Annotated in this window: 23 protein-coding genes; 8 read left to right on the top strand and 15 right to left on the bottom strand. The window is 63.0% G+C overall.

Annotation, left to right across the window (positions count from 1 at the left end; genetic code table 11):
• Window positions 1-39 precede the first annotated feature (39 nt).
• From prfH to AAIL66_RS17110, 11 genes are all read right to left on the bottom strand, one after another.
• Complete coding sequence (gene prfH / locus AAIL66_RS17160; protein ID WP_343497291.1) at window positions 40-627, bottom strand: peptide chain release factor H; 588 nt, start codon at window positions 625-627, stop codon at window positions 40-42.
• Window positions 618-1,772, bottom strand: coding sequence for an RNA ligase RtcB family protein (locus tag AAIL66_RS17155; RefSeq protein WP_343497290.1), 1,155 nt, complete (start codon window positions 1,770-1,772; stop codon window positions 618-620). Before AAIL66_RS17155 ends, prfH begins: the two co-directional genes overlap by 10 nt.
• A gap of 389 nt (window positions 1,773-2,161) precedes the next feature.
• Window positions 2,162-3,316 carry a cell envelope integrity protein TolA gene (gene tolA, locus AAIL66_RS17150; RefSeq protein ID WP_343497289.1) on the bottom strand — a complete coding sequence of 385 codons (1,155 nt, stop codon included), beginning with the start codon at window positions 3,314-3,316 and terminating at the stop codon, window positions 2,162-2,164.
• A gap of 77 nt (window positions 3,317-3,393) precedes the next feature.
• Window positions 3,394-3,825: a biopolymer transporter ExbD gene (locus AAIL66_RS17145; RefSeq protein WP_012839211.1), complete on the bottom strand. Its 432-nt coding sequence runs from the start codon at window positions 3,823-3,825 to the stop codon at window positions 3,394-3,396.
• 124 nt (window positions 3,826-3,949) lie between these two features.
• A complete protein-coding gene (gene tolQ, locus AAIL66_RS17140; RefSeq protein ID WP_003063920.1) occupies window positions 3,950-4,654 on the bottom strand; it encodes a protein TolQ in 705 nt (234 codons plus the stop codon).
• Entirely contained in the window at window positions 4,651-5,085 is a 435-nt protein-coding gene (ybgC, locus tag AAIL66_RS17135) for a tol-pal system-associated acyl-CoA thioesterase (RefSeq protein WP_034359495.1), read from the bottom strand. The genes tolQ and ybgC overlap by 4 nt, the downstream gene beginning before the upstream one ends.
• Before the next feature lie 52 nt (window positions 5,086-5,137).
• The gene (locus tag AAIL66_RS17130) at window positions 5,138-6,331 is read right to left on the bottom strand and encodes a pyridoxal phosphate-dependent aminotransferase (RefSeq protein WP_343497288.1); all 1,194 of its coding nucleotides are present in this window, start codon (window positions 6,329-6,331) and stop codon (window positions 5,138-5,140) included.
• A 207-nt stretch (window positions 6,332-6,538) separates the two neighbouring features.
• A complete protein-coding gene (gene nusB, locus AAIL66_RS17125; RefSeq protein WP_003063915.1) occupies window positions 6,539-7,075 on the bottom strand; it encodes a transcription antitermination factor NusB in 537 nt (178 codons plus the stop codon).
• Complete coding sequence (gene ribH, locus AAIL66_RS17120) at window positions 7,068-7,541, bottom strand: 6,7-dimethyl-8-ribityllumazine synthase (RefSeq protein ID WP_003063913.1); 474 nt, start codon at window positions 7,539-7,541, stop codon at window positions 7,068-7,070. The genes nusB and ribH overlap by 8 nt, the downstream gene beginning before the upstream one ends.
• A 15-nt stretch (window positions 7,542-7,556) precedes the next feature.
• Window positions 7,557-8,678, bottom strand: a complete 1,122-nt coding sequence (gene ribBA / locus AAIL66_RS17115; RefSeq protein WP_003063911.1) for a bifunctional 3,4-dihydroxy-2-butanone-4-phosphate synthase/GTP cyclohydrolase II — start codon at window positions 8,676-8,678, stop codon at window positions 7,557-7,559.
• A gap of 359 nt (window positions 8,679-9,037) precedes the next feature.
• Complete coding sequence (locus tag AAIL66_RS17110; protein WP_012839207.1) at window positions 9,038-9,343, bottom strand: 2Fe-2S iron-sulfur cluster-binding protein; 306 nt, start codon at window positions 9,341-9,343, stop codon at window positions 9,038-9,040.
• Between the two features lie 552 nt (window positions 9,344-9,895).
• On the opposite strand from AAIL66_RS17110, the gene AAIL66_RS17105 reads away from it, so the two are divergent.
• The 3 genes from AAIL66_RS17105 to AAIL66_RS17095 all read left to right on the top strand — a co-directional run bounded on the left by AAIL66_RS17105 (window position 9,896) and on the right by AAIL66_RS17095 (window position 14,464).
• Complete coding sequence (locus AAIL66_RS17105) at window positions 9,896-10,807, top strand: SDR family NAD(P)-dependent oxidoreductase (RefSeq protein ID WP_003063906.1); 912 nt, start codon at window positions 9,896-9,898, stop codon at window positions 10,805-10,807.
• A gap of 317 nt (window positions 10,808-11,124) precedes the next feature.
• Window positions 11,125-12,651, top strand: coding sequence for a glutamate--cysteine ligase (gene gshA / locus AAIL66_RS17100; protein ID WP_045840008.1), 1,527 nt, complete (start codon window positions 11,125-11,127; stop codon window positions 12,649-12,651).
• 157 nt (window positions 12,652-12,808) lie between these two features.
• Window positions 12,809-14,464 (top strand): methyl-accepting chemotaxis protein, encoded by a 1,656-nt coding sequence (locus AAIL66_RS17095; protein ID WP_238585749.1) that lies wholly within the window; start codon window positions 12,809-12,811, stop codon window positions 14,462-14,464.
• Window positions 14,465-14,481: 17 nt separating this feature from the next.
• Here AAIL66_RS17095 and AAIL66_RS17090 read toward each other — a convergent pair whose 3' ends face one another.
• Both AAIL66_RS17090 and AAIL66_RS17085 read right to left on the bottom strand, forming a co-directional pair.
• Window positions 14,482-14,700, bottom strand: coding sequence for an oxidoreductase-like domain-containing protein (locus AAIL66_RS17090; protein ID WP_080746229.1), 219 nt, complete (start codon window positions 14,698-14,700; stop codon window positions 14,482-14,484).
• On the bottom strand, window positions 14,697-14,921 hold the full coding sequence (locus tag AAIL66_RS17085) for a hypothetical protein (RefSeq protein WP_343497287.1): 225 nt from the start codon (window positions 14,919-14,921) through the stop codon (window positions 14,697-14,699). Before AAIL66_RS17085 ends, AAIL66_RS17090 begins: the two co-directional genes overlap by 4 nt.
• A 123-nt stretch (window positions 14,922-15,044) precedes the next feature.
• On the opposite strand from AAIL66_RS17085, the gene ylqF reads away from it, so the two are divergent.
• Window positions 15,045-15,998 (top strand): ribosome biogenesis GTPase YlqF, encoded by a 954-nt coding sequence (gene ylqF, locus AAIL66_RS17080; RefSeq protein WP_034359425.1) that lies wholly within the window; start codon window positions 15,045-15,047, stop codon window positions 15,996-15,998.
• Between the two features lie 166 nt (window positions 15,999-16,164).
• Window positions 16,165-18,450, top strand: a complete 2,286-nt coding sequence (locus tag AAIL66_RS17075) for a GGDEF domain-containing phosphodiesterase (protein ID WP_034359423.1) — start codon at window positions 16,165-16,167, stop codon at window positions 18,448-18,450.
• 65 nt (window positions 18,451-18,515) lie between these two features.
• On the opposite strand, the gene AAIL66_RS17070 is transcribed toward AAIL66_RS17075, so the two are convergent.
• Window positions 18,516-19,712: a M20 aminoacylase family protein gene (locus tag AAIL66_RS17070; RefSeq protein ID WP_034359420.1), complete on the bottom strand. Its 1,197-nt coding sequence runs from the start codon at window positions 19,710-19,712 to the stop codon at window positions 18,516-18,518.
• Window positions 19,713-20,050: 338 nt separating this feature from the next.
• Between AAIL66_RS17070 and AAIL66_RS17065 the strand changes: the two genes are divergently transcribed.
• Window positions 20,051-21,070, top strand: a complete 1,020-nt coding sequence (locus tag AAIL66_RS17065; RefSeq protein ID WP_003063891.1) for a phosphoesterase — start codon at window positions 20,051-20,053, stop codon at window positions 21,068-21,070.
• Window positions 21,071-21,124: 54 nt separating this feature from the next.
• Here AAIL66_RS17065 and AAIL66_RS17060 read toward each other — a convergent pair whose 3' ends face one another.
• On the bottom strand, window positions 21,125-21,892 hold the full coding sequence (locus AAIL66_RS17060) for a pseudouridine synthase (protein WP_343497286.1): 768 nt from the start codon (window positions 21,890-21,892) through the stop codon (window positions 21,125-21,127).
• A 201-nt stretch (window positions 21,893-22,093) separates the two neighbouring features.
• Between AAIL66_RS17060 and rarD the strand changes: the two genes are divergently transcribed.
• Together rarD and AAIL66_RS17050 are read left to right on the top strand one after the other, a co-directional pair.
• A complete protein-coding gene (gene rarD, locus AAIL66_RS17055) occupies window positions 22,094-22,984 on the top strand; it encodes an EamA family transporter RarD (RefSeq protein ID WP_034359486.1) in 891 nt (296 codons plus the stop codon).
• A gap of 81 nt (window positions 22,985-23,065) precedes the next feature.
• Window positions 23,066-24,061, top strand: coding sequence for a diaminopimelate dehydrogenase (locus AAIL66_RS17050; protein WP_034378409.1), 996 nt, complete (start codon window positions 23,066-23,068; stop codon window positions 24,059-24,061).
• The last annotated feature ends 54 nt before the right edge of the window (window positions 24,062-24,115 follow it).

Here is a 24,115-nt window from a genome sequence, read left to right as displayed (position 1 = left end):
CGCGTTTGCGAGGCGGGCGGCAATGTCGTTACGGGACGGTTACAGGCGGAAGACCTTGACGGCCTGGCCGCGCTCGACTTCCCAGTGCTGCTGGTTGCGCAGGCGCTGCGCCTGCCCCTCGCTGCGCGCATTGTGCTGGGCCAGCTTGATGGCCAGCAGCTCGCGCGCCAGCCGCTTGTTGGCATGCTGGCTGCGTTCGCTCATGACCTTGACGGCCATCCCGCTGGGCACATGCAGGGCATGGACGGCCGAGTCCGTGGTGTTGACATGCTGGCCGCCCTTGCCCGAAGCCTTGCAGGACTGGAACTGGATCTCGCCGTCCATGGCCAGCTGGCGCGGCGGCTCGCAGCGCTGCACGGCGACGAACCAGTTCTTGCGTGGATGCCGGGGCCGGAAGGGGCTGGCGAAGATCCACTGGATGGTGCCCAGCCATTCGCGCAGGGCGGGTGTCTCGAGCTCGCAGCGCAGCAGCACCGAGCGGTAGCCGGCCGGGGTGCGGGACTCCTCCAGCACCTCGACGGCCAGGTCCTCGGCCGCACAGGCCTGCAGCAGCTTGCGCAGCGTCAGCTGCAGCGCGTATTCACACTCGGCGGGGCCGTGGGCCGAGCTCAGTTGCATCAGCAGCATTGCATGGCTCCCTTCTTGTAGGTCAGCAGGGGCCTGAGACGCGCGACCAGCTCCACCAGGCCGGCTTGCTGCAGGCTGGCGACCACGGAGTCCACATCCTTGTAGGCCTGGGGGGCCTCCTCGTAGACCAGCTCGCGGTCGGCGCAGACCACGGCGCTGCCGAAGCGCGTGCGCAGCAGCTCGTCCAGCGTGAAGCGGGGCCGCAGCCGGCCCATGCAGTCCGTGCGAGCCCATTTGCGGCCGGCGCCGTGGGCCAGCGAATCCAGGGCCTCGTGCCGCCCGGTGACGGGCCGCACCAGATAGCTGTAGTCGCCGCGCGAGCCCGGAATGACGACCAGACCCCGGTCTGCCGGCGTGGCGCCCTTGCGGTGCAGAAAGCCGTCCTGGCCCTGCCAGCGGTGGGCAAGCACATGGTTGTGCGTGATGTCGAGTACGGCCTCGCCCTGGCTGCGGATCGCGCGCAGCAGGCGCTGGGCGATGCTGCTGCGGTTGAGCCGCGCATAGTCAATGGCAGCATCGTGCTGCAGCAGGTATTGCCTTGCGGCTTCGCTGCCGGCGGCCAGGCCGTCGTGGCTGAAGCGCTGCACATGCTCGCGCAGTATGGCTCCGCCAAGGCCGCGCGAGCCGCTGTGCACCATGAGGTGCACGCGCTTTTTGTCGAGCGCGCCTTCCTCGTAGAGGGTCTCGACCTGCTGCAGTTCGGCAAAGTGGTTGCCGCCGCCGATGGTACCCAGACTCTGCAGCAGATAGGCCGGATCGGCGACACCGCTGGTCTGCGCGATCTGCTGCAGCTGCGCCATGTCCACGGTCTCCAGCAGCTCCTGAGGCAGAGGGCCGTCGATATTTCCCACGGCTTTTTCGAGCTTGGCGCCTGAAGTCCTGTGCACGGCCAGGTCGGTCGCGTACAGAGACATGCCGCAGCCTATGTCGCCGCCGACCAGGGCCGGGTAGAAGCGTCCTGTCGAGAAGAATGCCGCGCCCACGGGATAGCCCCGGCCCGGATGCAGGTCGGGCAGGCCGACGGCGGCGCGGATGCCGTCCAGATTGGCGGCTGTGGTGTGAAGTTGCTGGATGGCCGCGTCCTCGATCCAGACGCTGCTGTTGGCGAACACCTTGACGTAGGTGTCCGAAAAAGAATTGCCCATGAATGGCCCTTGGTCGAATGCATGAAATCAGCGATGGGGCAGTCGCGACATGCTCGGCCGGCAGGCATCCGGGAATTCACGCGCAGCACAAGGCCTGGCTCCATGGCGTCGATGGGCCGGGCGAGGTCTGCAGCGTGGCGGGAAGCGCTAGAAGGCTTTAGGCGGGCACGACTGCAAAGGGATTTGTCGTCTGGGACATGGCTCTCTCCTTTGCGTGAGTGGGAAAGCGCGCAATCCGTCGTGGATTACGGCAAAGAAAGGCATGCTATGGACTGGCGGGCGGCGGCGCAAGCCGTGCAACTCGGTGCGTTGTGGAATGGCCACAGATAAAAAAGCCCCGCGGGCCATGCCAGCGGGGCTTGGGGGAAAGCGCGGGGAGCAGTCCCGCGTCAGTCCTGGGGTCTGAAGCCTATGACCAGATCCGAGGGCACCTTGCCGTCGATATCGCGCGGCAGCTTGTCGGTCTTGTGCAGGGCGCGCACCACGGCTTCATCCCAGGCCGCGTTGCCGCTGGACTTGGAGATCGTGGCACTGGTGATGGTGCCGTCCGGTGCCGTGCGCACGCGGACCTCGGCACGCGGATTGCCGCTGACCGCATCGGGGTAGACGATGTTGGGCTTGACGCGCGCGGCCACCTTGGCGGCATAGCCGGCCGATGGTCCGCCGCTGGCACTGCTGCCCGCGCCGCCCGTGCGGCTGCCGCCGCTGCCGGCCTGATCGCTGCCGCCGGAGCCGCCGGCCAGCCCTTGCAGGCGTGCCAGCTCGGCCTTGCGACGGTCATCGGCTGCCTTGGCATCCTTGGCGTCCCTGGCCGCCTTCTCCTTGGCTTCCTTGGCTGCTTTTTCCTTCTCTGCCTTGTCCTTCTCGGCTTTTTCCCTGGCAGCCTTGTCCTTGGCGGCTTTCTCGGCTTTCTCTTTTTCAGCCTTTTCCGCTTTTTCCTTCTCGGCCTTGTCCTTGGCAGCCTTGTCGGCCTTTTCCTTTTTCTCGTGCTCGAGCTTTTCCTTGCGTTCCTTCTCCGCTTTTTCAGCCTTCTCGGCCTTTTGTTTTTCCAGCTGCGCCTTTTCGGCCTTTTCCTTTTCGGCCTTGTCCTTTTCGGCTTTTTCCTTGCGCTCTTTTTCGCGCTGTTCGCGGGCTTCCTGCTCGGCCTTTTCCTTCTTCAGCTGCTCCTGCTTTTTCTTTTTGGCCAGGGCAATCTCGGCCTCATGATCGTCGTCATGGGCCTGAGCCTTGGGGGCAGGCGCAGGAGGAGGCAGCGGTGCCACCACGGGTTCCGGCGGAGGTGGTGGCGGCTCGGGCGCCGGAGCCGGCTCCGGCGTGGGCTCCGGAACGGGAGGCGGCGGTGTCACGGCGGCTGCGGAAGCCGGGGCGGAACTGCTCCAGACCTCGGCTTCGACCATGGCCTCGTCGGCTTCTTTGGGGGGGCGCACCGTCCACAGCAGGGCCGCGATCAGCAACCCGTGCGCGGCCAGGGCGAGCGACCATGAGCGCGCCCGGCCTTTGGGGCGGGGCGGGGCAAACTGATCGCGATCTTGCTGGTTAGGCATGGTGAATTGGTGGTCTGCGCGGGCTGCGGCTTCAAGGCATCAAAGTCGCGGCCGGCGGCAGAGCTTCCTGTAGGGGATCAATTGCTGGAAGAGGAAACGACGCCGAAGGCAATGCGCTTGACGCCGGCCTTGGACAGCGTGGTGTGCGCCTTCATGACGTCGTCAAAAGGCAGACCCTTGTCGGCGATGATCTGGATGGCGCTGTCCTCGCCCTGGCCTTGCTGCCAGGACTGGGCCAGACCCTTGAGGTCGTCGAGCTTGATGGTCTGGGTGTTGCTGCCGTTCTTGAACTGGATGCTGCCGTCCTTGTCGAGCAGCACATAGGCAATGTTCTTGGTCGGCGGGCGCGAGGACTTGCCCGCGCTGGGTACGTTGATGGAGCCCGGCGTGAGCATGGGCGCCGTCACCATGAAGATGATGAGCAGCACCAGCATCACGTCGATGAAGGGCACCATATTGATTTCGTTGACGGTGCGGCGATTGCGACCGCGTGAACTCATGGCTGGCATGGATCACACTCCTTACAAATAGGCTGCTTGCGCGAGGCTCAATTCAGAGGCGCAGTGCAAAGGCCCGCGGGCCTTGTGTCCTGTCAAGGCCAGAGGCCTGAAGCGACTCGGGAACAGTTTCATCTCAATGGCCGGAGGCGGAGCCGCTGGCAGTGGCACCGACATTGCGCTGCAGGATATTGGAGAACTCTTCGATGAAGGTTTCTTCCTGGCTGGCGATGCGGTCGATGTGGTGGGCGTAGCGGTTGTAGGCCGTCACGGCGGGGATGGCCGCAAACAGGCCCATGGCGGTGGCGACCAGGGCCTCGGCAATGCCGGGGGCCACGGTGGCCAGAGTGATCTGCTCCATGTTGGCAAAGCCGGTGAAGGCGTGCATCACGCCCCATACGGTGCCGAACAGGCCGACGTAGGGCGAGACCGAGGCCACGGTGCCCAGGAAGGACAGGCCGGATTCGATCTCGTCGAGTTCGCGCTGAAAGCTTGCGCGCATGGCTCGGCGCGTGCCGTCCATCAGCGTGGCGACATCGCCGATGCGGCGCTCGCGCAGCTTCTGGTACTCACGCATGCCGCTGGCAAAGATGCGCTCCATGGGGCCGCCGGTCTTGGCGTTCTGCGCGGCAGAGGCATAGAGGTCGTTGAGGCTGGTGCCCGACCAGAAGTCCTGCTCGAAGTTGTCGTTGAGCGAGCGCACTCGCTTCAAGGTCTGGGCCTTGCGAAAAATGGTGGCCCAGCTCGCTATGGATGCGATCACCAGGATCAGCATGACCAGTTGTACCACCCAGCTGGCCTGCATGATGAGGCTGAGGATGGACATGTCTTGGGAGTTCATGAAAGTTGCTCCAGGATATGGTTCGGAATTCTCGCGGGGCGCATGGTCTTGCCATCCACCCACCCAATTCGGATGGAGCCCGTGCACAGCGGCGTGGGCTCTTGGGCGTGACTGTCGGAATGGACCAGCAGCGCCTGCTGCTCGATTGTGAGCGAAGCGCGGCCGGCACTTTTCAAGCTAGCGGTAACAAAGAGTTGGTCATCGAGTCGCGCCGGGTGCAGATATTCAAGCTGCGCAGACGTTACGACAAAGATGCCGCCGGTTTGTTCCCGCAACTTTTGCTGGGCGATGCCCAGCGAGCGCAACCACTCGGTGCGGGCACGCTCGAAGAACTTGAGGTAGTTGGCATAGAACACGGCGCCGCCGGCATCGGTGTCTTCCCAGTAAACGCGCATCGGGAATGTGAACACCCCGGCTGCGGCGGCTTGCATGGCATCGGCCCCGTCAGGCAAAGGCGCTGGTTGGCTCTGCATCATCACGGATTCAGCAGAAGAGCTTTTTCATGCGAGCAATGGCTTCCTGCAGCTGCTCCATGGAGTTGGCGGTGGAAAAGCGCACATAGTTCGCCGTCTCGGCCTGACCGAAGTCGCGGCCGGGGGTGATGGCCAGGTGAGCCTGGTTCATCAGCGCATAGGCAAAGTCCCAGCTGCCTTTCACGCCGAGCTTTTCGGCGGCAGCGCGGCAGTCGGCCCAGGCGTAGAAAGCGCCGTCGGGCTTGACGGGCACGGGCAGGCCTATCGATTCGAGAGCCGGGATGAAGTAGTCGCGGCGGGCCTTGAACTCGGCGCGGCGGCGCTCGTATTCGGCAATGCTCTCGGGCTCGAAGCAGGCGAGGGCCGCATATTGCGATACGGTGCTGGCACAGATGAACAGATGCTGGGCCAGCATCTCTATGGGCGCGACCAGCGACTCGGGCACTACCATCCAGCCCAGGCGCCAGCCCGTCATATTGAAGTATTTGCTGAAGCTGTTGATGGAGATGATGTCATCGCCCAGCTTCAGGGCCGATTGGCCAAAGGCGTCGTCGTAGGACAGGCCCAGGTAGATTTCGTCGACGATGGTCAACCCGCCTTTGGCGCGCACGACGTCGTGGATGCGGCGCAGCTCATCGGGAGCAATCGAAGTGCCCGTGGGGTTGGACGGCGAGGCCAGCATCACGCCGCGCGTGCGCTCGCTCCAGGCGGCTTCGACCTTGGCGGCGCTGAGCTGGAAGCGCTCCGCCGCCGAGGAGGGGATGAGCACCGGCTTGCCCTCGGCCGCCGAGACAAAGTGGCGGTTGCAGGGGTAGCTGGGATCGGGCATCAGCACCTCGTCGCCCTCGTCGATCAGCGCCAGACAGGCCAGCTGCAGCGCGGCCGAGGCGCCGGCCGTGATGATGATGCGGCGCGCCGGCACGTCCACGCCGAAGCGGCTGGCATACCAGGCGCTGATGCGCTCGCGCAGCTCGGGCAGGCCCGGTGCCTGGGTATATTGCGTGCGGCCGTCGCGAATGGCGCGCTCTGCCGCTTGCTGCACCAGAGGCGGGGCGCTGAAGTCCGGCTCGCCAATGTTCAGATAGATCATGGGCGTGCCGCTGGCGCTGGACTGGCGGGCCACTTCCTGCGCGTGCTTGGCCATTTCCATGACGTAAAAAGGCTCGATACGTTGGGCGCGGCGGGAAAGCTCGATGACGGACATGGACGACGTTATTCTTTCAATCAATCAGCGTTCGGGTGCAGTCTGGTGCCGGAGGATGCAGCCGGTACAGCAGCCTGGCACCCATAAAAAAACTGCAACCAGCCAGCCGGTGCACGATAGCACCTGCGGCCCTGTTGCAGTATTTGCATTGACTATGCATGTGGCGCCAGCAGGGCCGCGCAGGCACGGCGCTGCAGATCAAGCGGTTCAGCTCGCAGACTTGTTGGCGCGGTCATGCGCCACTTCGGTGGCGCGCAGCTCGGGAGCCAGTCCGTTGAGCACGGCGTTGACATACTTGTGACCGTCGGTGCCGCCGAATTCCTTGGCCAGCTCGATGCACTCGTTGAGCACCACGCGCCAGGGCACGTCGGGGCAGTTCTGGAACTCGTACACACCAATCCACATGCAGGCATGTTCGATGGGCGAGATCTCGGTCAGGCCGCGATCGAGCTTGGGCGTGATCAGTGCATCCAGTGCAGCTTCGTTTTCCACGCAGCCGCGCAGCAGTGCATCGTAGTGCACCACGTCGGCCTTGTGAAAGCCGGCCAGATCGCGCGTGAAGCGGTCGATATCGAGCACCGCATTGCGGCCCACGATGTGCTGATACAGGCCTTGCAGTGCGAACTCGCGTGCGCGGCTGCGATTGGATTTGGAGCCCGCCTTGCGTGCGCCGGTGCTGGTCAGGCCGGTGCGCTTCTGGGGAGGGCGGCGCGAGCCGGACTCGCTGGATTGTTCTTCACTCATGATCGTCGTAGGAGTTGAGCAGATTGGCCATTTCCACGGCGACCTGGGCGGCGTCGCGGCCCTTGTCTACCTGGCGGGCAATGGCTTGCTCCATGTTTTCAGTGGTGATGATCGCGTTGGCGATCGGCAGGCGGTAGTCCAGGGACAGGCGTGTCACGCCTGCGCCCGATTCGTTGGCTACCAGCTCGAAGTGGTATGTCTCCCCACGGATGATGCAGCCCAGCGCCACCAGGGCGTCGTACTGATCGGTGTCGGCCAGTGTCTGCAGCGCCACGGGCACTTCGAGTGCGCCGGGGACGGTGACATGGTCGATGTTCTCGCTCTTCACACCCAGTGCCAGCAGCTCATCGCGGCAGGAGGCAAACAGGGTGTTGGTAATGCTTTCGTTGAAGCGTGCTTGCACGATGCCGATCTTCAGTTCGGCGCCGTTGAGGTTCTGGCCTTGGCCTTTTTCTGCGTTTTGCATCTGGTGTTCCGTCTCTTATTCTTTGGGGATGTAGCCCGTGATTTCCAGGCCGTAGCCTGCCATGCTGGGCATGCGGCGGGGCTGGCCCATGAGGTGCATCTTGCTTACGCCCAGCTCGCGCAGGATTTGCGCGCCCACGCCATAGGTGCGCAGGTCCATGCGGCCACGCTCGGGCGCCTGGGCCGAACGGGCCTTGCCTTCGAACTGGGTCAGCAACTGCTCGCCGGACTCGCTGCAGTTGAGCAGCACGGCCACGCCCTGGCCATTGCCGTTGATGTACTTGAGGCTTTCGTCCAGGCACCAGGAATGCTGGTTGCGGCCGGTTTCGAGCGCATCTAGCACCGACAGCGGCTCGTGCACGCGCACGGGCACGGTGGTGTCGGGCTGCCATTCGCCCTTGACCAGTGCCAGATGCACGGAGCCGCTGGGCACGTCGCGGAAGGCATGGGCGATGAATTCGCCATGGGCCGTCTGCATGGGGCGGCTGCCCACTTTCTGCAGCAGGGATTCGTTGCGGCTGCGGTATTCGATGAGGTCGGCAATCGTGCCGATCTTGATGCCATGCTCGGCGCAGAACAGCTGCAGATCGGGCAGGCGGGCCATGGTGCCGTCGTCCTTCATGATCTCGCAGATCACGGCCGAGGGCGTGCAGCCTGCCAGCGCGGCCAGATCGCAACCAGCCTCGGTATGGCCGGCGCGCATGAGCACGCCGCCGTCCACGGCCTGCAGCGGGAAGATATGGCCGGGCTGCACCAGATCGCTGGGCTGGCTGTTCTTGTTCACGGCCACCTGGATGGTGCGTGCACGGTCGGCGGCCGAGATGCCGGTGGTCACGCCTTCGGCGGCTTCGATGGAAATGGTGAAGGCCGTGCTGTACACGGTGCCGTTGCGCGCGGCCATGGGAGGCAGCTTGAGGAATTCGCAGCGCTCGCGGGTCAGCGTCAGGCAGATCAGGCCACGGCCGAAGCGGGCCATGAAGTTGATGGCTTCCGCCGTGACATGGTCGGATGCCAGAACCAGATCGCCTTCGTTCTCACGGTCTTCTTCGTCAACGAGAACGACCATGCGGCCGGCACGCATTTCCGCCACGATTTCTTCGACGGGCGAGATGGGCACAGGTTGGAGGGAGCTGTTCATGGAATGCCTTCTTGGACGTGAACTGGATGCGATGCACTGCAGTCGGCGGCTGGCGCATGACACGCACCAGTGAGGCATTGCCGACGCCGCCATGGGCGCAGGCAGGACTTCCAAAGAACGTGTGAGGCGGGGGCCGCCTGGGCGGAGCCGCTTTCTGCAGGGCAGGGCCTTGCGGAAAGCGCTCATTCTATTGCAGAGCGGGCTTTGAGCGCGCAAGCCGACCCTGAAACCATGATGCAGTGCAAGAACCGGATGCAGTTCCAAGGCGTGGCATCCAGCAAGAGCCGCCCCGCCCCATGGCCTGCCCCAGCAATGATGCCGTCCCCCTTGGGGGGAAGCGGTAAGGCTGCTCCGGGGGCTTACAAATACTCATGATCCTTGAGCACCACATCGCTGTCGGGATAGGCACAGCAGGGCAGCACATAGCCTTCGGCCTGCTCTTCGGTCGTCACCCCCGGCCACTCGATGTCGTAGTGCACGCTGCCCGATACCAGCTGCCCCATGCAGGTGCGGCAGGTGCCGTTGCGGCAGGAGCTGGGCCAGTTCACGCCGCCGCTCTCCAGCGAGTCCAGCAGGGACTGGTCGGCCCAGGCGTCGACCTGCTGGCCGCTGGGCTCGCACTTGGCGATGAAGAAGGGAGGGGCAAAAGCAGAGTCGTTGGACATGAGGCGCTGTAGTGATTCTTTGCAAAACCCGTTGTTTTAGCTGGTTTGCCAAGGCCGTGGGCCCGGTGCGGATTGCCTGTTTTTTCAGCGCTGAAAAATGAACCTTTTGAAATCAATGACTTGCCTGACTTATTCATGGGGTGGTTGCAGTTGTTCACAAGGATGTCCAGCGTAGGACGGGATAAGTGGCTGGTTGTCGGATAGGAGCTGATCAAAAAATAGGCAGTTTGAGAAATTCCATATAAATCAAGTGCTTGAGCCATTGCTGCAAAAGCTATTCAGGCTTGTCCACAGGCTTGTTGAGAAAAATTGGGGAAAAGCCCGTCGCTTGTGGATGACTGATTTTTGCTATTGAAAGAAGAGCTTGTAGCGAATACAGATATTGAAATTTGAATAGTTTTAATATTGAAACCAAGTGATTTTTTGCAGTAAATGCTCCCGGATTAATAGCATTCTCCAGACTTACCCGCAGGCAGTCGCAAACGCTACGCTGCGCTGCAGCATGGGCGCTTAAAGTGGCTGCATCAATGCACAAGCAAGGAGCAGGACATCATGGCAATGGATTTTCAAGGTCGTGTGGCCATCGTGACGGGGGCGGGCGGCGGTCTGGGGCGTCTGCATGCGCTGGCCCTGGCCAGGCGCGGTGCCAAGGTGGTGGTCAACGATCTGGGCGGCGCGGTGGACGGCTCGGGCGGTTCGGCCACGGCGGCGCAGCAGGTAGTGGATGAAATCCGCGCTGCGGGCGGCGAGGCGATTGCCAACGCGGCCTCCGTGACCGACTTCGACGCCGTGCAGGCCATGGTCAAGCAGGCCATCACGGCCTGGGGGCGCGTGGACATTCTGGTCAACAACGCCGGCATTCTGCGCGACAAGAGCTTTGCCAAGATGGACATGGCGGACTTCCGCCTTGTCGTCGACGTACACCTGATGGGAGCGGCCAATTGCTGCAAGGCGGTCTGGCCTTATATGCAGGAGCAGAACTATGGCCGCATCGTGATGACGACTTCGTCGACGGGCCTCTACGGCAATTTCGGCCAGGCCAACTATGGCGCGGCCAAGCTGGCCCAGGTGGGTCTGATGCAGACGCTGGCCATCGAAGGGGCCAAACACAATATCCGGGTCAACGCGCTGGCCCCCACGGCGGCCACACGCATGACGGCGGGTCTGCTGCCCGAGCCGGTGCTGGAAGCCTTGAAGCCGGAGGCCGTGGTGCCTGCCATGCTGGTGCTGGCGCACGAGAGCGCGCCCACGCGCACCATTGTCTGCGCTGGCGCAGGCGGTTTCGAGGCTGCTCATATCACCATGACCGAAGGCGTTTATCTGGGCATGGGTGAGACCGTTCCCGAAGAGTTGGCCGCGCGCTTGGCTGAAGTCACGGCCAGCGAAGGTCAGCAGGTGCCGGCCAGCGGCGCCGTCCAGGGACAGGTGGAAGTGGGCAAGGCCATGAAAGCACATGGACATTGATCAAGGCCAAAGTCGCAGCATTTTTTGCCCTGCACGAGCGGCAAGAGCAGTTGGCGATTGCGATTAGCACAGCTGAAAAAAGCCCTCTCGCGAGGGCTTTTTCTGTTTTGGAGTGAGCATGTGCTCATGTTTGGGTTGCTGTTAACCTGACAAATTTCTGGCAGAAGCCCTGGCTCTTGGCGGCTCAACAGGCCGAAAAACGTGGTTAAGCGGCCAGCCGCCATCGCGTTGCGTCTTGTTTCTCTATCATTCGCCGTCTGGGCGCGATTGGGCAGACGAAGTTTGTCGTCAGCGTCTTCACTAAGAAGGTAAGAACAATGAAGACATCGCAGGCCGCCGTGAATATGCCCACCGCCGAAAGGCTGCTGGGCATTCGTCGCGGCATCGAGAAAGAGGGACTGCGGGCACTGGCCACGGGCTCGCTGGCCCTGACGCCGCACCCGGCGGAACTGGGCTCGGCTCTCACGCACCCGCACATCACCACCGATTACAGCGAGTCCCAGCTGGAGCTCATCACCGGCGCGCGCCTGGGTGTCGAGGAATGCCTGGACGAGCTGACCGAAGTCCATCAGTTCGTGCTGCGCAACCTCAGCGAAAGCGGCGAGCTGATGTGGAACTCCAGCATGCCCTGCCGCCTGCCCACCGACGAGACGATTCCGCTGGGCCGCTATGGCAGCTCGCACTCGGGCCGTTCCAAGAGTGTGTACCGCATGGGTCTGGGCCACCGCTATGGCCGTCGCATGCAGACCATCTCGGGGATTCATTACAACTGGTCGCTGCCCGGAGTGAGCAGCGACCAGTACTTTGCGCTGATCCGCAACTTCCGCCGCAACGCCTTTGTGCTGCTGTATCTGTATGGCGCCTCTCCCGCGCTGTGTCCCTGCTTTGTGGAAGGGCGCGAGCATCGCCTGCAGCCGCTGGGCGACGGCAGGCATGCGCTGTACCTGCCCTATGCCACATCGCTGCGCATGGGGCGCCTGGGCTATCAGAGCGATGCGCAGTCCAGCATCAATGTCAGCTACAACGGACTCGACGGCTATGCGGACTCGCTGCACGAGGCGCTGACCCGTCCCTATCCGGCCTACGAGCAACTGGGCGTGCGCAACCCCGGTGGCGACTACAACCAGCTGGGCACGGGCCTGCTGCAGATCGAGAACGAGTTCTACGGCACCATCCGCCCCAAGCGTACCGTCAAGAGCGGCGAGCGCCCGCTGCACGCGCTGCGCGAGCGCGGTGTGGAATATGTGGAAGTGCGGCTCATGGATATCGATCCGTACGAAACCGTGGGCATTGCGCCGGCCACCATGCGCATGATCGACGTCTTCCTGCTGCACTGCCTGCACAGCGACAGCCCCGACGACACGCCCCAGGAAATTGCCGACCTCAAGCACAACCAGCATCTGGCTGCGGAACAGGGCCGCGAGCCGGGCCTGAAGCTGGTGCGCAACGGCCAGCAGGTGCTGCTGACCGACTGGGCACAGGAAGTGCTCGAGCAATGTCGTCCCTATGCCCAGGCGCTGGATGCTGCTCATGGCACAAGCGACTACAGCGCTGCGCTGGATCAGGCCCTGGCCCGCGTGCAGGACGCGCAGTCCACGCCTTCGGCCCATGTGCTCAAGGAGCTCACCGGCGCCTATGACAATCGTTTCATAGACTTCATGACCACGCAGTCCGCCAAGGCGCGCGATGCCTTGCTGGCCATGCCCTGGACGGCCGAGCAGCAGGCGCGCTACGAGCGGATGAGCCAGGAGTCGGTGACCGCGCAGCAAGCCATCGAGGCTGCCGACACCATGACGTTCGAAGAGTGGCGCCAGCGCTATATGGATCCAGCCAGCCTGCTGTAATTCTTGGAATTTGATAGCTGGGAGCGCTTGCAATCTATGGGTTGCAGGCGCTTTTTTATTGCATTCGGTGCTGCGGCTGTCACGTCATTGTCATCTGTGTTTCATATCGTAACGACCAGCGGAGCACTGCGCTCCGCGCTTGATCGGCGGTGTGCTCATGTTGTTGAAGAAATTCCAGAACCTTTCGGTGGCTCGCAAGATGTGGGCCTTGTTCCTGGGGCTGTTGCTGTGCAATGTGCTGGTGGCAGGCGGCCTGTTCAGCTATCTGCAGAATGTGGAGCAGCGGGTCAGCGCCGCTGTTCAGGCCACGGACAAGCGCATCAATCTTGCGCTGCGCTGGCAGGCGCTGACGCTGCAGAGCGTGGAGGCTGCGCTGGCCAGCGTGCTCTCTTCGGAAGAGCATCTGATTGCTCAGCTCTCGCAGAAAGCTCGCGGGCTGATGCAACAGGCTGGTGGTCTGCAGCAACAGGTGCAGGCCGATGCTCAGAGCGAAGTCGATCGAAGCGGCCTGGCCAGGGTGGAGCAGGAACGCAAGGCAGTGCTAGATATCTATGAGCAGGCCTATCAGGCGCGTGATCTGGGCAAGGCCTGGGAGGCGCAGAAGCTGGTGGACGAACAGCTGATCCCCGCCTCCAGGCGCTATGTCCAGGCCCAGGATGCCTTTATCGAGGCTCAGCAGCAGCAGCGTCTGGACGCCGAGCAGCATGGGCGCGAGCAAACCGCCATCGCCAAGCGCATGGCCATGGGCGTGGGCCTGTTCATGGGCCTGGTGGGGGCGTTGCTGTCGTTGACGACGATTCGCTCCATCACCACGCCCTTGAGCGAAGCGGTGCAGCTGGCGCAGACCATTGCGGCGGGCGATCTCAGCTATGCACCGCCGGCGACGGGGCGCGGCGACGAGCTGGGTCGGCTCATGCAGTCGCTGGCGCTGATGACTAGGCAGTTGCGCGGCCTGGTAGGCGAGGTGCAGGGTGGTGTGGAGGCCGTGGCTGCCGCATCCAGCCAGATGGCGCAGGACAACAGCGATCTCTCCGATCGCACAGCCCATGCTGCAGAGCAACTCAAGGCCACGGTCAGCAGCATAGAAAACATGGTCACCCTGGTCACCCATTCGGCCGACAGTGCGCGCCATGCCGACCAGAGTGCGCGCAGTGCCGCCGAGGCGGCGGCCAGCGGAGGCAGCGTGGTGCAGGAGGTGGTTCGCAATATGGAGCACATGGCGCAAAGCAGCCAGCAGGTGGCTGCCATTGTGGGGGTGATTGACGGCATTGCCTTCCAGACCAATATCCTGGCGCTGAATGCCGCCGTGGAAGCGGCGCGGGCAGGCACTCAGGGCCGTGGCTTTGCGGTGGTGGCGGCCGAGGTACGCGAGCTGGCCCAGCGCAGTGCCGAAGCGGCCAAGCAGATCCGCCAGCTCATGGAGCACTCCACCAAACAGATGAAGTCGGGACAGACATTGGCGCTGCAGGCCGGCCAGCGCATGGAGCATATCGTGCGCGATGTGCGCACGGTCAGCGGTCTGATCGCCTCGATCACCGAGGCGGCACAGGCCCAGAACCAGGGTATCGCCCAGATCAGCGAGGCGGTGCAGGCACTGGACCATATGACCAGCCAGAACGCGGGTCTGGTGGCCGAATCCAGCGCAGCAGCGCGCGAGCTATTCCATCAGGCGCAAAGGCTGGAGGCAGGGGCGGGGCGCTTCCGTATTGACTATCAAGCGCTGGATAACGAGATCGCCGATATCGAGGTGGACGTCATGGAAAAAGAAGTCCATGTGCCTCGCCTGGCTGCGCTGGAAGCCGAAATGGCATGACTCTCGAGTAGCGGGCTTCAGGCCTCGGTCATGGCTTGGGCCGCATCCTCCAGCCAGAAAGTCAGCGCGCCGTAATAGCCTTCCCAGACGCAGCCGTTGCAGCCGCGCCCGCAGCAACTCGTGGGCTCGGGCGGCGGCTGGCGCAGCGTCACCGCCGCTGCTGCTGCGCGCTGCTGCCACAGCGCAATCTGGCTGCGCGCCTGTGTCAGCGGCTGCAGCAGGGCTGTGTCGCTCATTTCTTGAAGCGAACCCAGAGAAACTGGGCTATGAAGGCCAGACCCAGCACCAGAGCAAACCAGCCCACGATATGGGACTGGGCAAACAGCTGGGCAATACTGCTTTCAGGCTTGAACACAGGGGCCAGCAAGATGATGATGCCGATCAGTGCAATCGTCAGGCCCTTGATCAGAATTTCGTTGCGGGCTTTGGACTTTTGGGGGGCGGAGGGCAAGGGCATAAGCGAGCTGGCAGGTCAGAAAAGCAGAGGGAGATTATCCTTGCGCGCCTGAATTCACTGACATAAAAGGGTGTTTGCGCCCATTGCGTGCTCGCACCCTGCAAAAAAGAAAGATCTCCGCTTATGGCCATCCAATGGTTTCCCGGTCACATGCATCTGACGCGTCAGGCCATCACGGAGCGCGTCAAGGAAATCGATGTGGTCATCGAGGTTCTGGATGCGCGCTTGCCCGGCTCCAGCGCCAACCCCTTGCTGCAGGAGATGACGGGCCACAAGCCGCGCCTGAAGATACTCAACAAGCAGGATATGGCCGATCCGGTCCAGACCAAGGCCTGGATGGACTGGTACAACGCCCAGAGCGAGACGCGCGCCATTGCGCTGGACGCCTCGGAACCTGCTCCCACCAAGCGTCTGATCGAGCAGTGCAAGCTGCTGGCGCCCTCGCGTGGCGGTCTGGCCAAGCCCATGCGGGTGCTGATCTGCGGCGTGCCCAATGTGGGCAAGTCCACGCTGATCAACTCCATGAGCGGCAAGACCCAGGCCAAGACCGGTAATGAGGCCGGTGTGACCAAGCTGGAGCAGCGCATCGTGCTGGCCGACGACTTCTACCTCTGGGACACGCCCGGCATGCTGTGGCCGCGCATCATCGTGGAGAAAAGCGGCTACAACCTGGCGGCCAGCGGTGCCGTGGGGCGCAATGCCTACGACGAAGACCTGGTGGCGCTGGAGCTGCTTTTGTATCTGCAAAAGCACTACGCTTCCATGCTGGAGGCGCGCTACAAGCTGGGCATTTCGGCCGATGAAATTGCGGCGTTGCATGATGACGAGCTGCTGACAATGATCGGCAAAAAGCGTGGCGCCGTGATGAGCGGCGGCCGCGTGAACCTGCAAAAGGCGGCCGAGCTGGTGCTGACCGACTTCCGTGATGTGAGCATTGGCCGCATCACGCTGGAGACTCCGGCCGAATTCGAGGTCTGGCTTGCCGAGGGCCAGCAAAAAGATGCGGAGCGCCAGGCCAGGAAAGATGCACAGACCAAGGCACGCCGAAGCGCGCGGCGGCAGCAGCAGCAGCGTTAGGCTGCAGGCGACAAGCCTGATGCGGCCAGGCCAGGCCAGGCCTGGCATGCACTCAAGCCGGGCAGGCCGTGCGTCTGGGCTTTCAAGACCTAGCTCGCCGGACGATTGAACTAATTGGCAACTGCCCCTAGCATTCATCATTCAGTCTGAATGCCAAAGGGCTTGCATGCAGCGTCACTTCGTTGAGGCCAGATACCGGTTGCCCATGCGCCGCATGGTGTGGCTGGGCTGTCTCTGGATGTGGGTTCTGGGCGCTGCAATGAGTCTGGTCTGGTTGCTGATGCCGGCGATGGACGACATGGATCTGGCGCTGTCCGGCGGCGTCATGCTGCTGTCGCTGCTGTGCATGGGCCTGGCCAAGGCCAGGCAGTGGGTCTGGGCAGTGTCCTGCTTTGTCTGGGGCAACTGGCTGTTGAGCTTGCTCTGGGTCTGGCACATGGGAGGGCTTTATGGGCCGGCCGTGATGGCATTTCCTGCCTGGCTGGCTGTTGCGCTCTGGGTGCAGGGCACGCGTGCCGCCCTGACGATGCTGGGGCTGTCCTCCATCGTCGTTTCTGCCCTATGGTGGCTGGCTCCTCATATCGGCACGCCGTTTGCAGCTCTATCGGCAGCCGAGCATCTGCTGGCGATGGTTCATTTGCTGGGCATGATGATGCTGGTGCTCATCATTTGCTTGCAGGCAAGAGCCAGCCTGGGGCGGCGCGTGCAGAAAAGCCAGGAGATGCTGGCCGCACTGGAGGCCAGCCAGAACGAGCTGCGCAAGTTCTATCGGGCGGTCGAGCAGAACCCCGAGAGCATCGTCATCACCGATCCCGAGCTGAAGGTCATCTATGTCAACGAGGCCTTTCTGCTGCGCTCGGGCTATGCGCGCGAGCAGGTGCTCGGCCAGTCTACCGAGCTGGTGTCCACCATGGGCATGGACCACAGTCACCGCCAGCGTGCGCTCAAGCAATTGGCCAAGGGCACGCTATGGCGTGGCGAGATGACCAATCGCACGAGCAAGGGTGAGGCCTTGCGGGAGTCGGTGCTGGTGACGCCGATTCGCACGCCTCAGGGAGAGGTCGTCAATTATGTGGAGCTCAAGCGCGATCTCTCCGAGCGCGTTCTGGCCGAGCGCCGTATCCACGACCTGGTCTACCTGGACTCGCTCACGGGGCTGCCCAACCGCCATTCGCTGACCTTGCATCTGCGCGAGCTGGCCCTGGTTCGGCAGGATGTCAGCCATGGCTTGCTGCTGCTGGACGTAGATCGCTTTTCCGTCTTCAACGATGTGCATGGCATGCAGCACAGCGACGAGCTGGTGCAGGCCATGGGGGCCAGGCTGGTCGAGGTTCTGCCTGACGATGCCTGGATTGCGCGTGTTGCGGCTGCGGAGTTTGCTATTGTTTTTGATAGCCTGCACAAGCAGGCCGAAGGTGTGGAGGAGCAGCTGCAGCAGTATGCGCAGACCTTGAAGAAGGCCTTGCAAAAGCCGTTCTCTCTCAACAGCTGGGTGGAAACCGAGTTTGTCAGCTGCTGCATTGGCGGTGCCGTGCTGGAGCCGGCCATTAAAGGCGGCAACAGCCATGACGTGCTGCGCTTTGCCAGCGTGGCCTTGCATGAGGCCAAGCTGGGCGGTCCGGGCAGCGTGGTGCTGTTCGAGCCGCGCATGGCCCAGGATGTGTATCGGCGCGTGCGCATTGCCAGGGATTTGTACCACGGCATCTCCGACGGGGAGTTGCGTCTGTATCTGCAGAGCCAGACCGATGCGCGCGGTCGCTGCGTGGGTGCCGAGGCGCTGGTGCGCTGGCAGCACCCCGAATGGGGGCTGGTAAGCCCGGGAGAGTTCATTCCGGTGGCCGAGGAGTCCGAGCTCATCGTGCGTCTGGGCGACTGGGTGCTGCGTCAGGCCTGCATGCTGCTGGCCAGGCCGGCCATGGCAGAGCGTGGACTGCGTCTGTCGGTCAACGTCAGCGCTCAGCAATTTGCGCATGACGATTTCATGGCCACGCTGGACAAGGTCTTGAGGGAAACCGGTGCCAATGCTCGCCAGCTGACACTGGAGATCACCGAAGGCACCTTGCTGCGGGATCTGGATCAGGCGCGTCGGCGCATGCTGGCACTGCGTGGCCTGGGCATAGAGATTTCTCTCGATGACTTCGGGACCGGCTATTCCAGTATGTACAGCCTGCAGCACCTGCCGATTCAGGAGCTCAAGATCGACAGAAGCTTTGTCAGCGGCAGCCATCGCTCCGAAAAAGATGCTGCCCTGGTCGAAGCCATGTTGCTGGTGGCGCGGCGCTTGCAACTGCGCGTGGTGGCAGAAGGTGTGGAGCTGTCCGAGCAGGCGCTGCAGTTGACGCAGTGGAACCCGGACATCGTGCTTCAGGGCATGCTGCTCGGCATGCCCATGCCGCAGCAGCGTTGGCTGGTCGAGGTGTTGGGCGAGCCCGATGCCGCTGCCAAGATATGAAAAAAGCCCACAACCATTGCTGGTTGAGGGCTATCAGCTATGAATAGCGTAGTTCTTGGCTGTCGTCAGGCGGCCGGCTGCTCAAAATAGCGACGTGCCAGCAGATCCCAGAACCTCGAGCCGCGACCGATGTTGTCATCGTTGAAGTCGTAGGCCGGATTGTGCAGGCTCACGCCGGGCTGGTCGCCCTTGGCATTGCCAATCCAGCCATAGGCGCCGGGGACGGCCTCCAGCATGAAGCCGAAGTCTTCGGAGGTCATGGCGGGCAGCACATCGTCAAAGGCGTTGTCGTCACCGACCACTTCACGCATCACGGCGGCCATGAACTTGGCTTCGCGGGCGTGGTTGGTTGTGTTGGGGTAGGAGCCGGGGCGCAGCGTGAACTCGGCCGTGCACAGATGGGCGGCTGCCACATGGCTGCTGATGCGTTTGAGGCCTTCTACAAACATCTCGCGCGTTTCCTTCTTCAGGGTGCGCACGGTGCCGGCGATGATGGCGTCATCGGGAATGATGTTTTCCACCGTGCCGCTGGTGATCTTGCCCACGGTGAGCACGGCCGAGTCCAGCGGATCGGTGCTGCGCGAGACCAGGGTCTGCAACTGGCTGACGATGGCGCAGGCCACGGGAATCGGGTCCAGCGTGGTGTGGGGCATGGCCGCATGGCCACCCTTGCCATGGACCCTGATCTGAAAGCGCAGGGTGGAGGCCATGATGGGGCCAACGCGCACGGCCATCTGGCCGGCCGGCAGCGATGGCCAGTTGTGCAGCGCAAACACGGCTTCGCAGGGGAATTTGTCGAACAGGCCGTCATCCATCATGGCCTTGGCGCCAGCGCCTCCTTCTTCGGCTGGCTGGAAGATCAGGTGCACCGTGCCGTCAAAGTCGGGTTGCTGAGCCAGGGTGGTTGCAGCGCCCAGCAGCATGGTGGTGTGGCCGTCGTGGCCGCAGGCATGCATGCGGCCCTTGTTCTGGCTGATGTGCCCGAAGGTGTTGATTTCCGTGACGGGCAGGGCATCCATGTCGGCACGGATGCCGATGCTGCGGCCGGGGTTGTCCTTGCTGCGGCCCTTGCCGTGGATGCTGGCGACAACGCCAGTCTGGCCCAGGCCGCGATGCACGGTCAGGCCCAGGGCCGTGAGGTATGCGGCGACCTTGTCGCCGGTGCGGTGCTCTTCGTATTTGAGCTCAGGATTGGCGTGCAGGTCGCGGCGAAAACTGAGCAGCGTACCGAGGTGAGGAGTGATATCGGGTGTAGATCGCATACAGGGGCCGCGGAGCACCCAGCGCTGTAACTGTCGTGGCAGGCAAGCGTTGCGGGCCTGCCGGTGACCGCAGCATTTCAATAGCAAGACCCCCATCATAGGCGTATGCGAAGAGTGGGGGCTTAGGTAGATACCGAAATCAGGGATTTCAGCGCTTGTGCTAACCAAGGAAAAAGCAAGCGATGACTTACAAGGCGTGAAGCCTCTTGCGGGCAGCCGGATGAGCCCTGCAGGCAGTGTCTTGCAGGGCGAAACACCCGCCACGGAAGCAGTCAGCCGTGAGCCCGCAATGCCCGTGCGTCGCCTCGCTCCGGCGCAAACGGCGAAAATACCCGGTTATGACCGCACAGAACGCCAAAATTTCCCTGTTCCAGCAGTTGCTGGTACGCCCCGATCGCAACGATCCCAAGCCCCTCATCCTCTACCATGGCCGTCGCTGCCCCGACGGCTTTGGCGCGGCGCTGGCGGCCTGGCTGTTCTATGAAGGTCAGGCCGAGTTTCGCGGTCTGGATCACGGCGAGATTCAGACGGCCGACGACCTGGGCGATCTGGCCGGTCGCGCCGTCTATGTGCTGGACTTTGCCTTTGAGCCCACGTTGATGGCCGAGATCGAGTCGCGCGTGGCCAAGCTCGTGGTGCTGGACCATCACAAGAGTGCGGCCGAGAAACTCAGCGGCTACCAATGCCAATGCGGCGTGGTGCATTTCGATATGAGCAAGTCCGGCGCGCGTCTGGCCTGGGAGTTTTTCCAGGCCGACAAGCCCGTGCCCGGTCTGATTCGCTACATCGAGGACCGCGATATCTGGAAATGGGAATTCCCCGAAAGCGCGGCGTTTCTCGCGGCTCTGGACATGGAGCCCGTGCGCAGCTTTGAGCGCTGGGCCGAGATTGCGGCCTTCACGCCCGAGCAGGAAACCGTCTACATGGCCCGTGGCGGCGCCATGGACGAGAAATTCCAGAAGCTTTGCGCCGATATTGCCGACGGCGCCCAGGTGCTGGTCTTCAACGGCAGGCAGGGCCTGATGGTCAACTGCCCGGGCATGTTCCACAGCCAGGTGGGTGATTTGCTGGCGCGCCAGAGCGGCAGCTTTGCCCTGATGTGGCATGCCAATCACAAGGGCACCAAGGTGGGCCTGCGCTCGCGCTCGGAGTTCAACTGCATTCCTCTGGCAGAGAGCTTTGGCGGCGGAGGCCATGCCCAGGCCTGTGGCTTCAAGATGGGCAACGAGCGTCTGGTGGAGTTGCTGCAGGGTGAGCTCAAGGCCGAACCCGAAGCGCAATACGAGTTTGCGGCCGCACCAGGCCTGCAGTTCGACGAAGAGGGCAAGTGGATTCGCGCTACGCCAAAGTCTGCGTAGTTGCAGAAAATCATAGCTGTCAACGCTTGAGATACAAGCGCTGACAGCTGTTTCTTATGCTATGGGTTGCCAGCCCGGCAGCGCCAGCAGCTTTCGCCAGTCCCGCGCTTCCTGCAGCTGAGTCAGGCTGGACCAGTCGGCCTCGAAGCGCATGAGCTGCCCGCTCACGGGGTGGGCAATCTCCAGTGCCCTGGCATGAAGCCATAGCCGCTGTTGACCCAGGCGTTCGGCCCACCAGCGATTCAGCGGCCCCTTGCCATGGGTGGCGTCGCCGATGATGGGGTGGGCCACATGCTTGAGATGGCGGCGTATCTGGTGTCTGCGGCCCGTGGTCGGCAGGGCTTCGACCAGGCTGATGCGGGTTTCGGGGTGTCGGCCGTCATAGCTTTCGGGCCAGGACAGGCGCGCCAGACAGCGCAAGTGCGTGTGCGCGTCCTGCACCGGGGCATCCTCGGGTGCATCGTCGGGCTTGAGGGGATGATCGACTTCCAACGTTTCGGGCAGCCAGCCGCGCACCAGGGCCCGATATTCCTTGCGGGTTTCATGGGCTGCAAAGCTGGCAGCCAGAGCCTGGGCCGCTTGCTTGTGCAGTGCCATGAGCAGCACGCCGCAGGTGCCCTTGTCCAGCCGGTGCACGGGCCAGACATGATGGCCCAGCTGGTCGCGCAGCGTCTGCATGACAAAGCGGGTCTCGTGCGCATCCAGGCCCGTGCGATGCACCAGCCAGCCGGCGGGTTTGTAGACCACGACCATATGCTCGTCCTGCCAGAGTATGTGCAAAGGCGGATTGGCAGAGCCGTCGGGCAGGGCGGTATCGGGCATGTGGAAGGCAGACAGAAGAGGGCGAGCCGCACTCTAGCGCACAGTGCAAAGCTTTGCTGACCAGGGTCTGCCTGCCGACAGGCCGCTTCGTGGCCGAGAATCGGTGCGGGCCGCTTGACGTCGGCTCATTTTTTGAAGTAGCTGCCAGCGCTTGACGGATCAATGCTGGCCGCCATTTGGAGGCTTGATCTTGTGTCTGTGATGTTCAAGGGTGTGGTGGTTTCGGTCCTGGCGTCCGTGCTGTTCGCCTCGCTGTACTACCTCTCGCCTTTTCTTGCCCCGCTCGATGGCGAGCAGATCTTTGGCTGGCGCGTGCTGGTGACGTTGCCCTTTACCACTGCCCTGCTGTTCGCTCTCAAGGAGGTGGCGGCGGTACGCGACTTGCTGGCAAGAGCGCTGGCCCAGCCCCGGTTTGGAATGCTGCTGGTGCTGAGCTCGGCGCTGCTGGGCGTGCAGCTATGGATTTTCATGTGGGCACCCATGAACGGGCGTGCGTTGCCAGTGTCGCTGGGCTATTTTCTGCTGCCGCTGGTGATGGTCGTGGCCGGGCGTGTGCTGTTTGCCGAGCGTCTGACGCTGGGTCAGAGCCTGGCTACGCTCCTGGCGGCTGCGGGCGTGGCGCATGAGTTCTGGCAGGCCGGCGGCATGTCCTGGGAGACCTGGGTGGTGGCGCTGGGCTATACGGTGTATTTCTCACTGCGCCGCTGGCTGCAGACCGATACCCTGGCCGGTCACTGGATAGACATGGCGCTGCTGGTTCCGGTGGCCATTGCCTTCACGCTGCGCACGCCAGACAGTTGGCCGCTGGTCGCGGGTCATCCGACGTTATGGGGCCTGCTGCCCTTGCTGGGCATCGTCAGCGCCGTGGCGCTGGCGCTGTACATGATTGCCAGTCGCTGGCTGCCGCTGGGCCTGTTCGGTCTGCTGTCCTATGTGGAACCGGCCTTGCTGGTCGTGGTGGCCTGGCTGCTGGGTGAGAGCATGGAGCCGCAGCAGCAACTGAGCTATGCGCTGATCTTTGCCGCCGTGGGCCTGCTGATCGGCGATGGCTTGCGGCATTCATGGCGTGGGCGTTCACACACATCGGACTGAGATTGCTGCAGTTCCAGCCCCAAGTTGGTGCATCACAGGGCAATAATTGAAGTTTTGTTTTGTTTGAAGGAATAGCTCGTCATGGCATCGACCTCATCCCCTATCCGCGTTGCTATCGTCGGTTACGGCAATCTGGGCCGCGGCGTGGAAGCTGCTGTCGCCAAGAACCCCGATATGCAGCTCAAGGGGATTTACACCCGTCGCGACCCTTCCCAGCTCCAGCCCCTGAATGCAGATACGCCTGTGCATTCCATGGATGTTTTGCTGTCGCACAAAGGTCAGGTCGATGTGCTGATTCTCTGCGGCGGCTCCAAGGACGATTTGCCCAGGCAGGCGCCCGAGCTGGCGGCTCATTTCAATCTGGTCGACAGCTTTGACACCCATGCCCGCATCCCCGAACACTTTGCCAACGTGGACAAGGCCGCTCAGGGGGGTCAATGCACGGCCCTGATCTCGGCCGGCTGGGACCCCGGCATGTTCTCCATCAACCGCGTGCTGGGTGAAGCCCTGCTGCCTGACGGCGCTACCTACACCTTCTGGGGCAAGGGCCTGAGTCAGGGCCATTCCGACGCCATCCGCCGCGTGGAAGGCGTGGCCGGCGGCGTGCAGTACACCATCCCTGTGGAAGAGGCGGTCAACAAGGTGCGCTCCGGCGTGCGCCCCGAGCTGTCCACCCGCGAGAAGCACCAGCGTGAATGCCATGTGGTGCTCAAGGATGGCGCCGACGCCGAAGCCGTGCGCAAGACCATTGTGGAAATGCCTCACTACTTCGACCAGTACGACACCACGGTCCACTTCATCAGTGCCGAAGAGCTGGCTCGCGATCACTCTGCCATGCCCCATGGCGGCTTTGTGATCCGCAGCGGCAATACCAGTGCCGAAAACAAGCAGGTCATCGAATACCGGCTGCAGCTGGACAGCAACCCCGAGTTCACTTCCAGCGTGCTTGTGGCTTATGCACGCGCCGTGCATCGCCTGGCCCAGGCTGGTCAACATGGCTGCAAGACGGTATTTGACGTGGCCCCTGGCCTGCTGTCGCCCAAGAGCGCCGAACAACTGCGTGCCGAGCTGCTGTAAATCAGCCGCCGCGATCAGCAAAAAGCCTCGCAGGGTCTGCGAGGCTTTTTTGTG

It is taken from the genome of Comamonas sp. F1-6 (assembly GCF_039581415.1).
In the GTDB taxonomy this organism is placed as follows: domain Bacteria; phylum Pseudomonadota; class Gammaproteobacteria; order Burkholderiales; family Burkholderiaceae_C; genus Comamonas; species Comamonas thiooxydans.
The sequence above is the reverse complement of the archived record's forward strand: the minus strand, read 5'-3'. Positions and strand labels throughout refer to the sequence as shown.

Excerpts from the sequence above, each read along its gene's own strand:
- prfH (WP_343497291.1), bottom strand. The coding sequence starts at position 627 with ATGCTGCTGATGCAACTGAGCTCGGCCCACGGCCCCGCCGAGTGTGAA.
- AAIL66_RS17155 (WP_343497290.1), bottom strand. The coding sequence starts at position 1,772 with ATGGGCAATTCTTTTTCGGACACCTACGTCAAGGTGTTCGCCAACAGC.
- tolA (WP_343497289.1), bottom strand. The coding sequence starts at position 3,316 with ATGCCTAACCAGCAAGATCGCGATCAGTTTGCCCCGCCCCGCCCCAAA.
- AAIL66_RS17145 (WP_012839211.1), bottom strand. The coding sequence starts at position 3,825 with ATGCCAGCCATGAGTTCACGCGGTCGCAATCGCCGCACCGTCAACGAA.
- tolQ (WP_003063920.1), bottom strand. The coding sequence starts at position 4,654 with ATGAACTCCCAAGACATGTCCATCCTCAGCCTCATCATGCAGGCCAGC.
- ybgC (WP_034359495.1), bottom strand. The coding sequence starts at position 5,085 with ATGCAAGCCGCCGCAGCCGGGGTGTTCACATTCCCGATGCGCGTTTAC.
- AAIL66_RS17130 (WP_343497288.1), bottom strand. The coding sequence starts at position 6,331 with ATGTCCGTCATCGAGCTTTCCCGCCGCGCCCAACGTATCGAGCCTTTT.
- nusB (WP_003063915.1), bottom strand. The coding sequence starts at position 7,075 with ATGAGTGAAGAACAATCCAGCGAGTCCGGCTCGCGCCGCCCTCCCCAG.
- ribH (WP_003063913.1), bottom strand. The coding sequence starts at position 7,541 with ATGCAAAACGCAGAAAAAGGCCAAGGCCAGAACCTCAACGGCGCCGAA.
- ribBA (WP_003063911.1), bottom strand. The coding sequence starts at position 8,678 with ATGAACAGCTCCCTCCAACCTGTGCCCATCTCGCCCGTCGAAGAAATC.
- AAIL66_RS17110 (WP_012839207.1), bottom strand. The coding sequence starts at position 9,343 with ATGTCCAACGACTCTGCTTTTGCCCCTCCCTTCTTCATCGCCAAGTGC.
- AAIL66_RS17105 (WP_003063906.1), top strand. The coding sequence starts at position 9,896 with ATGGCAATGGATTTTCAAGGTCGTGTGGCCATCGTGACGGGGGCGGGC.
- gshA (WP_045840008.1), top strand. The coding sequence starts at position 11,125 with ATGAAGACATCGCAGGCCGCCGTGAATATGCCCACCGCCGAAAGGCTG.
- AAIL66_RS17095 (WP_238585749.1), top strand. The coding sequence starts at position 12,809 with ATGTTGTTGAAGAAATTCCAGAACCTTTCGGTGGCTCGCAAGATGTGG.
- AAIL66_RS17090 (WP_080746229.1), bottom strand. The coding sequence starts at position 14,700 with ATGAGCGACACAGCCCTGCTGCAGCCGCTGACACAGGCGCGCAGCCAG.
- AAIL66_RS17085 (WP_343497287.1), bottom strand. The coding sequence starts at position 14,921 with ATGCCCTTGCCCTCCGCCCCCCAAAAGTCCAAAGCCCGCAACGAAATT.
- ylqF (WP_034359425.1), top strand. The coding sequence starts at position 15,045 with ATGGCCATCCAATGGTTTCCCGGTCACATGCATCTGACGCGTCAGGCC.
- AAIL66_RS17075 (WP_034359423.1), top strand. The coding sequence starts at position 16,165 with ATGCAGCGTCACTTCGTTGAGGCCAGATACCGGTTGCCCATGCGCCGC.
- AAIL66_RS17070 (WP_034359420.1), bottom strand. The coding sequence starts at position 19,712 with ATGCGATCTACACCCGATATCACTCCTCACCTCGGTACGCTGCTCAGT.
- AAIL66_RS17065 (WP_003063891.1), top strand. The coding sequence starts at position 20,051 with ATGACCGCACAGAACGCCAAAATTTCCCTGTTCCAGCAGTTGCTGGTA.
- AAIL66_RS17060 (WP_343497286.1), bottom strand. The coding sequence starts at position 21,892 with ATGCCCGATACCGCCCTGCCCGACGGCTCTGCCAATCCGCCTTTGCAC.
- rarD (WP_034359486.1), top strand. The coding sequence starts at position 22,094 with ATGTTCAAGGGTGTGGTGGTTTCGGTCCTGGCGTCCGTGCTGTTCGCC.
- AAIL66_RS17050 (WP_034378409.1), top strand. The coding sequence starts at position 23,066 with ATGGCATCGACCTCATCCCCTATCCGCGTTGCTATCGTCGGTTACGGC.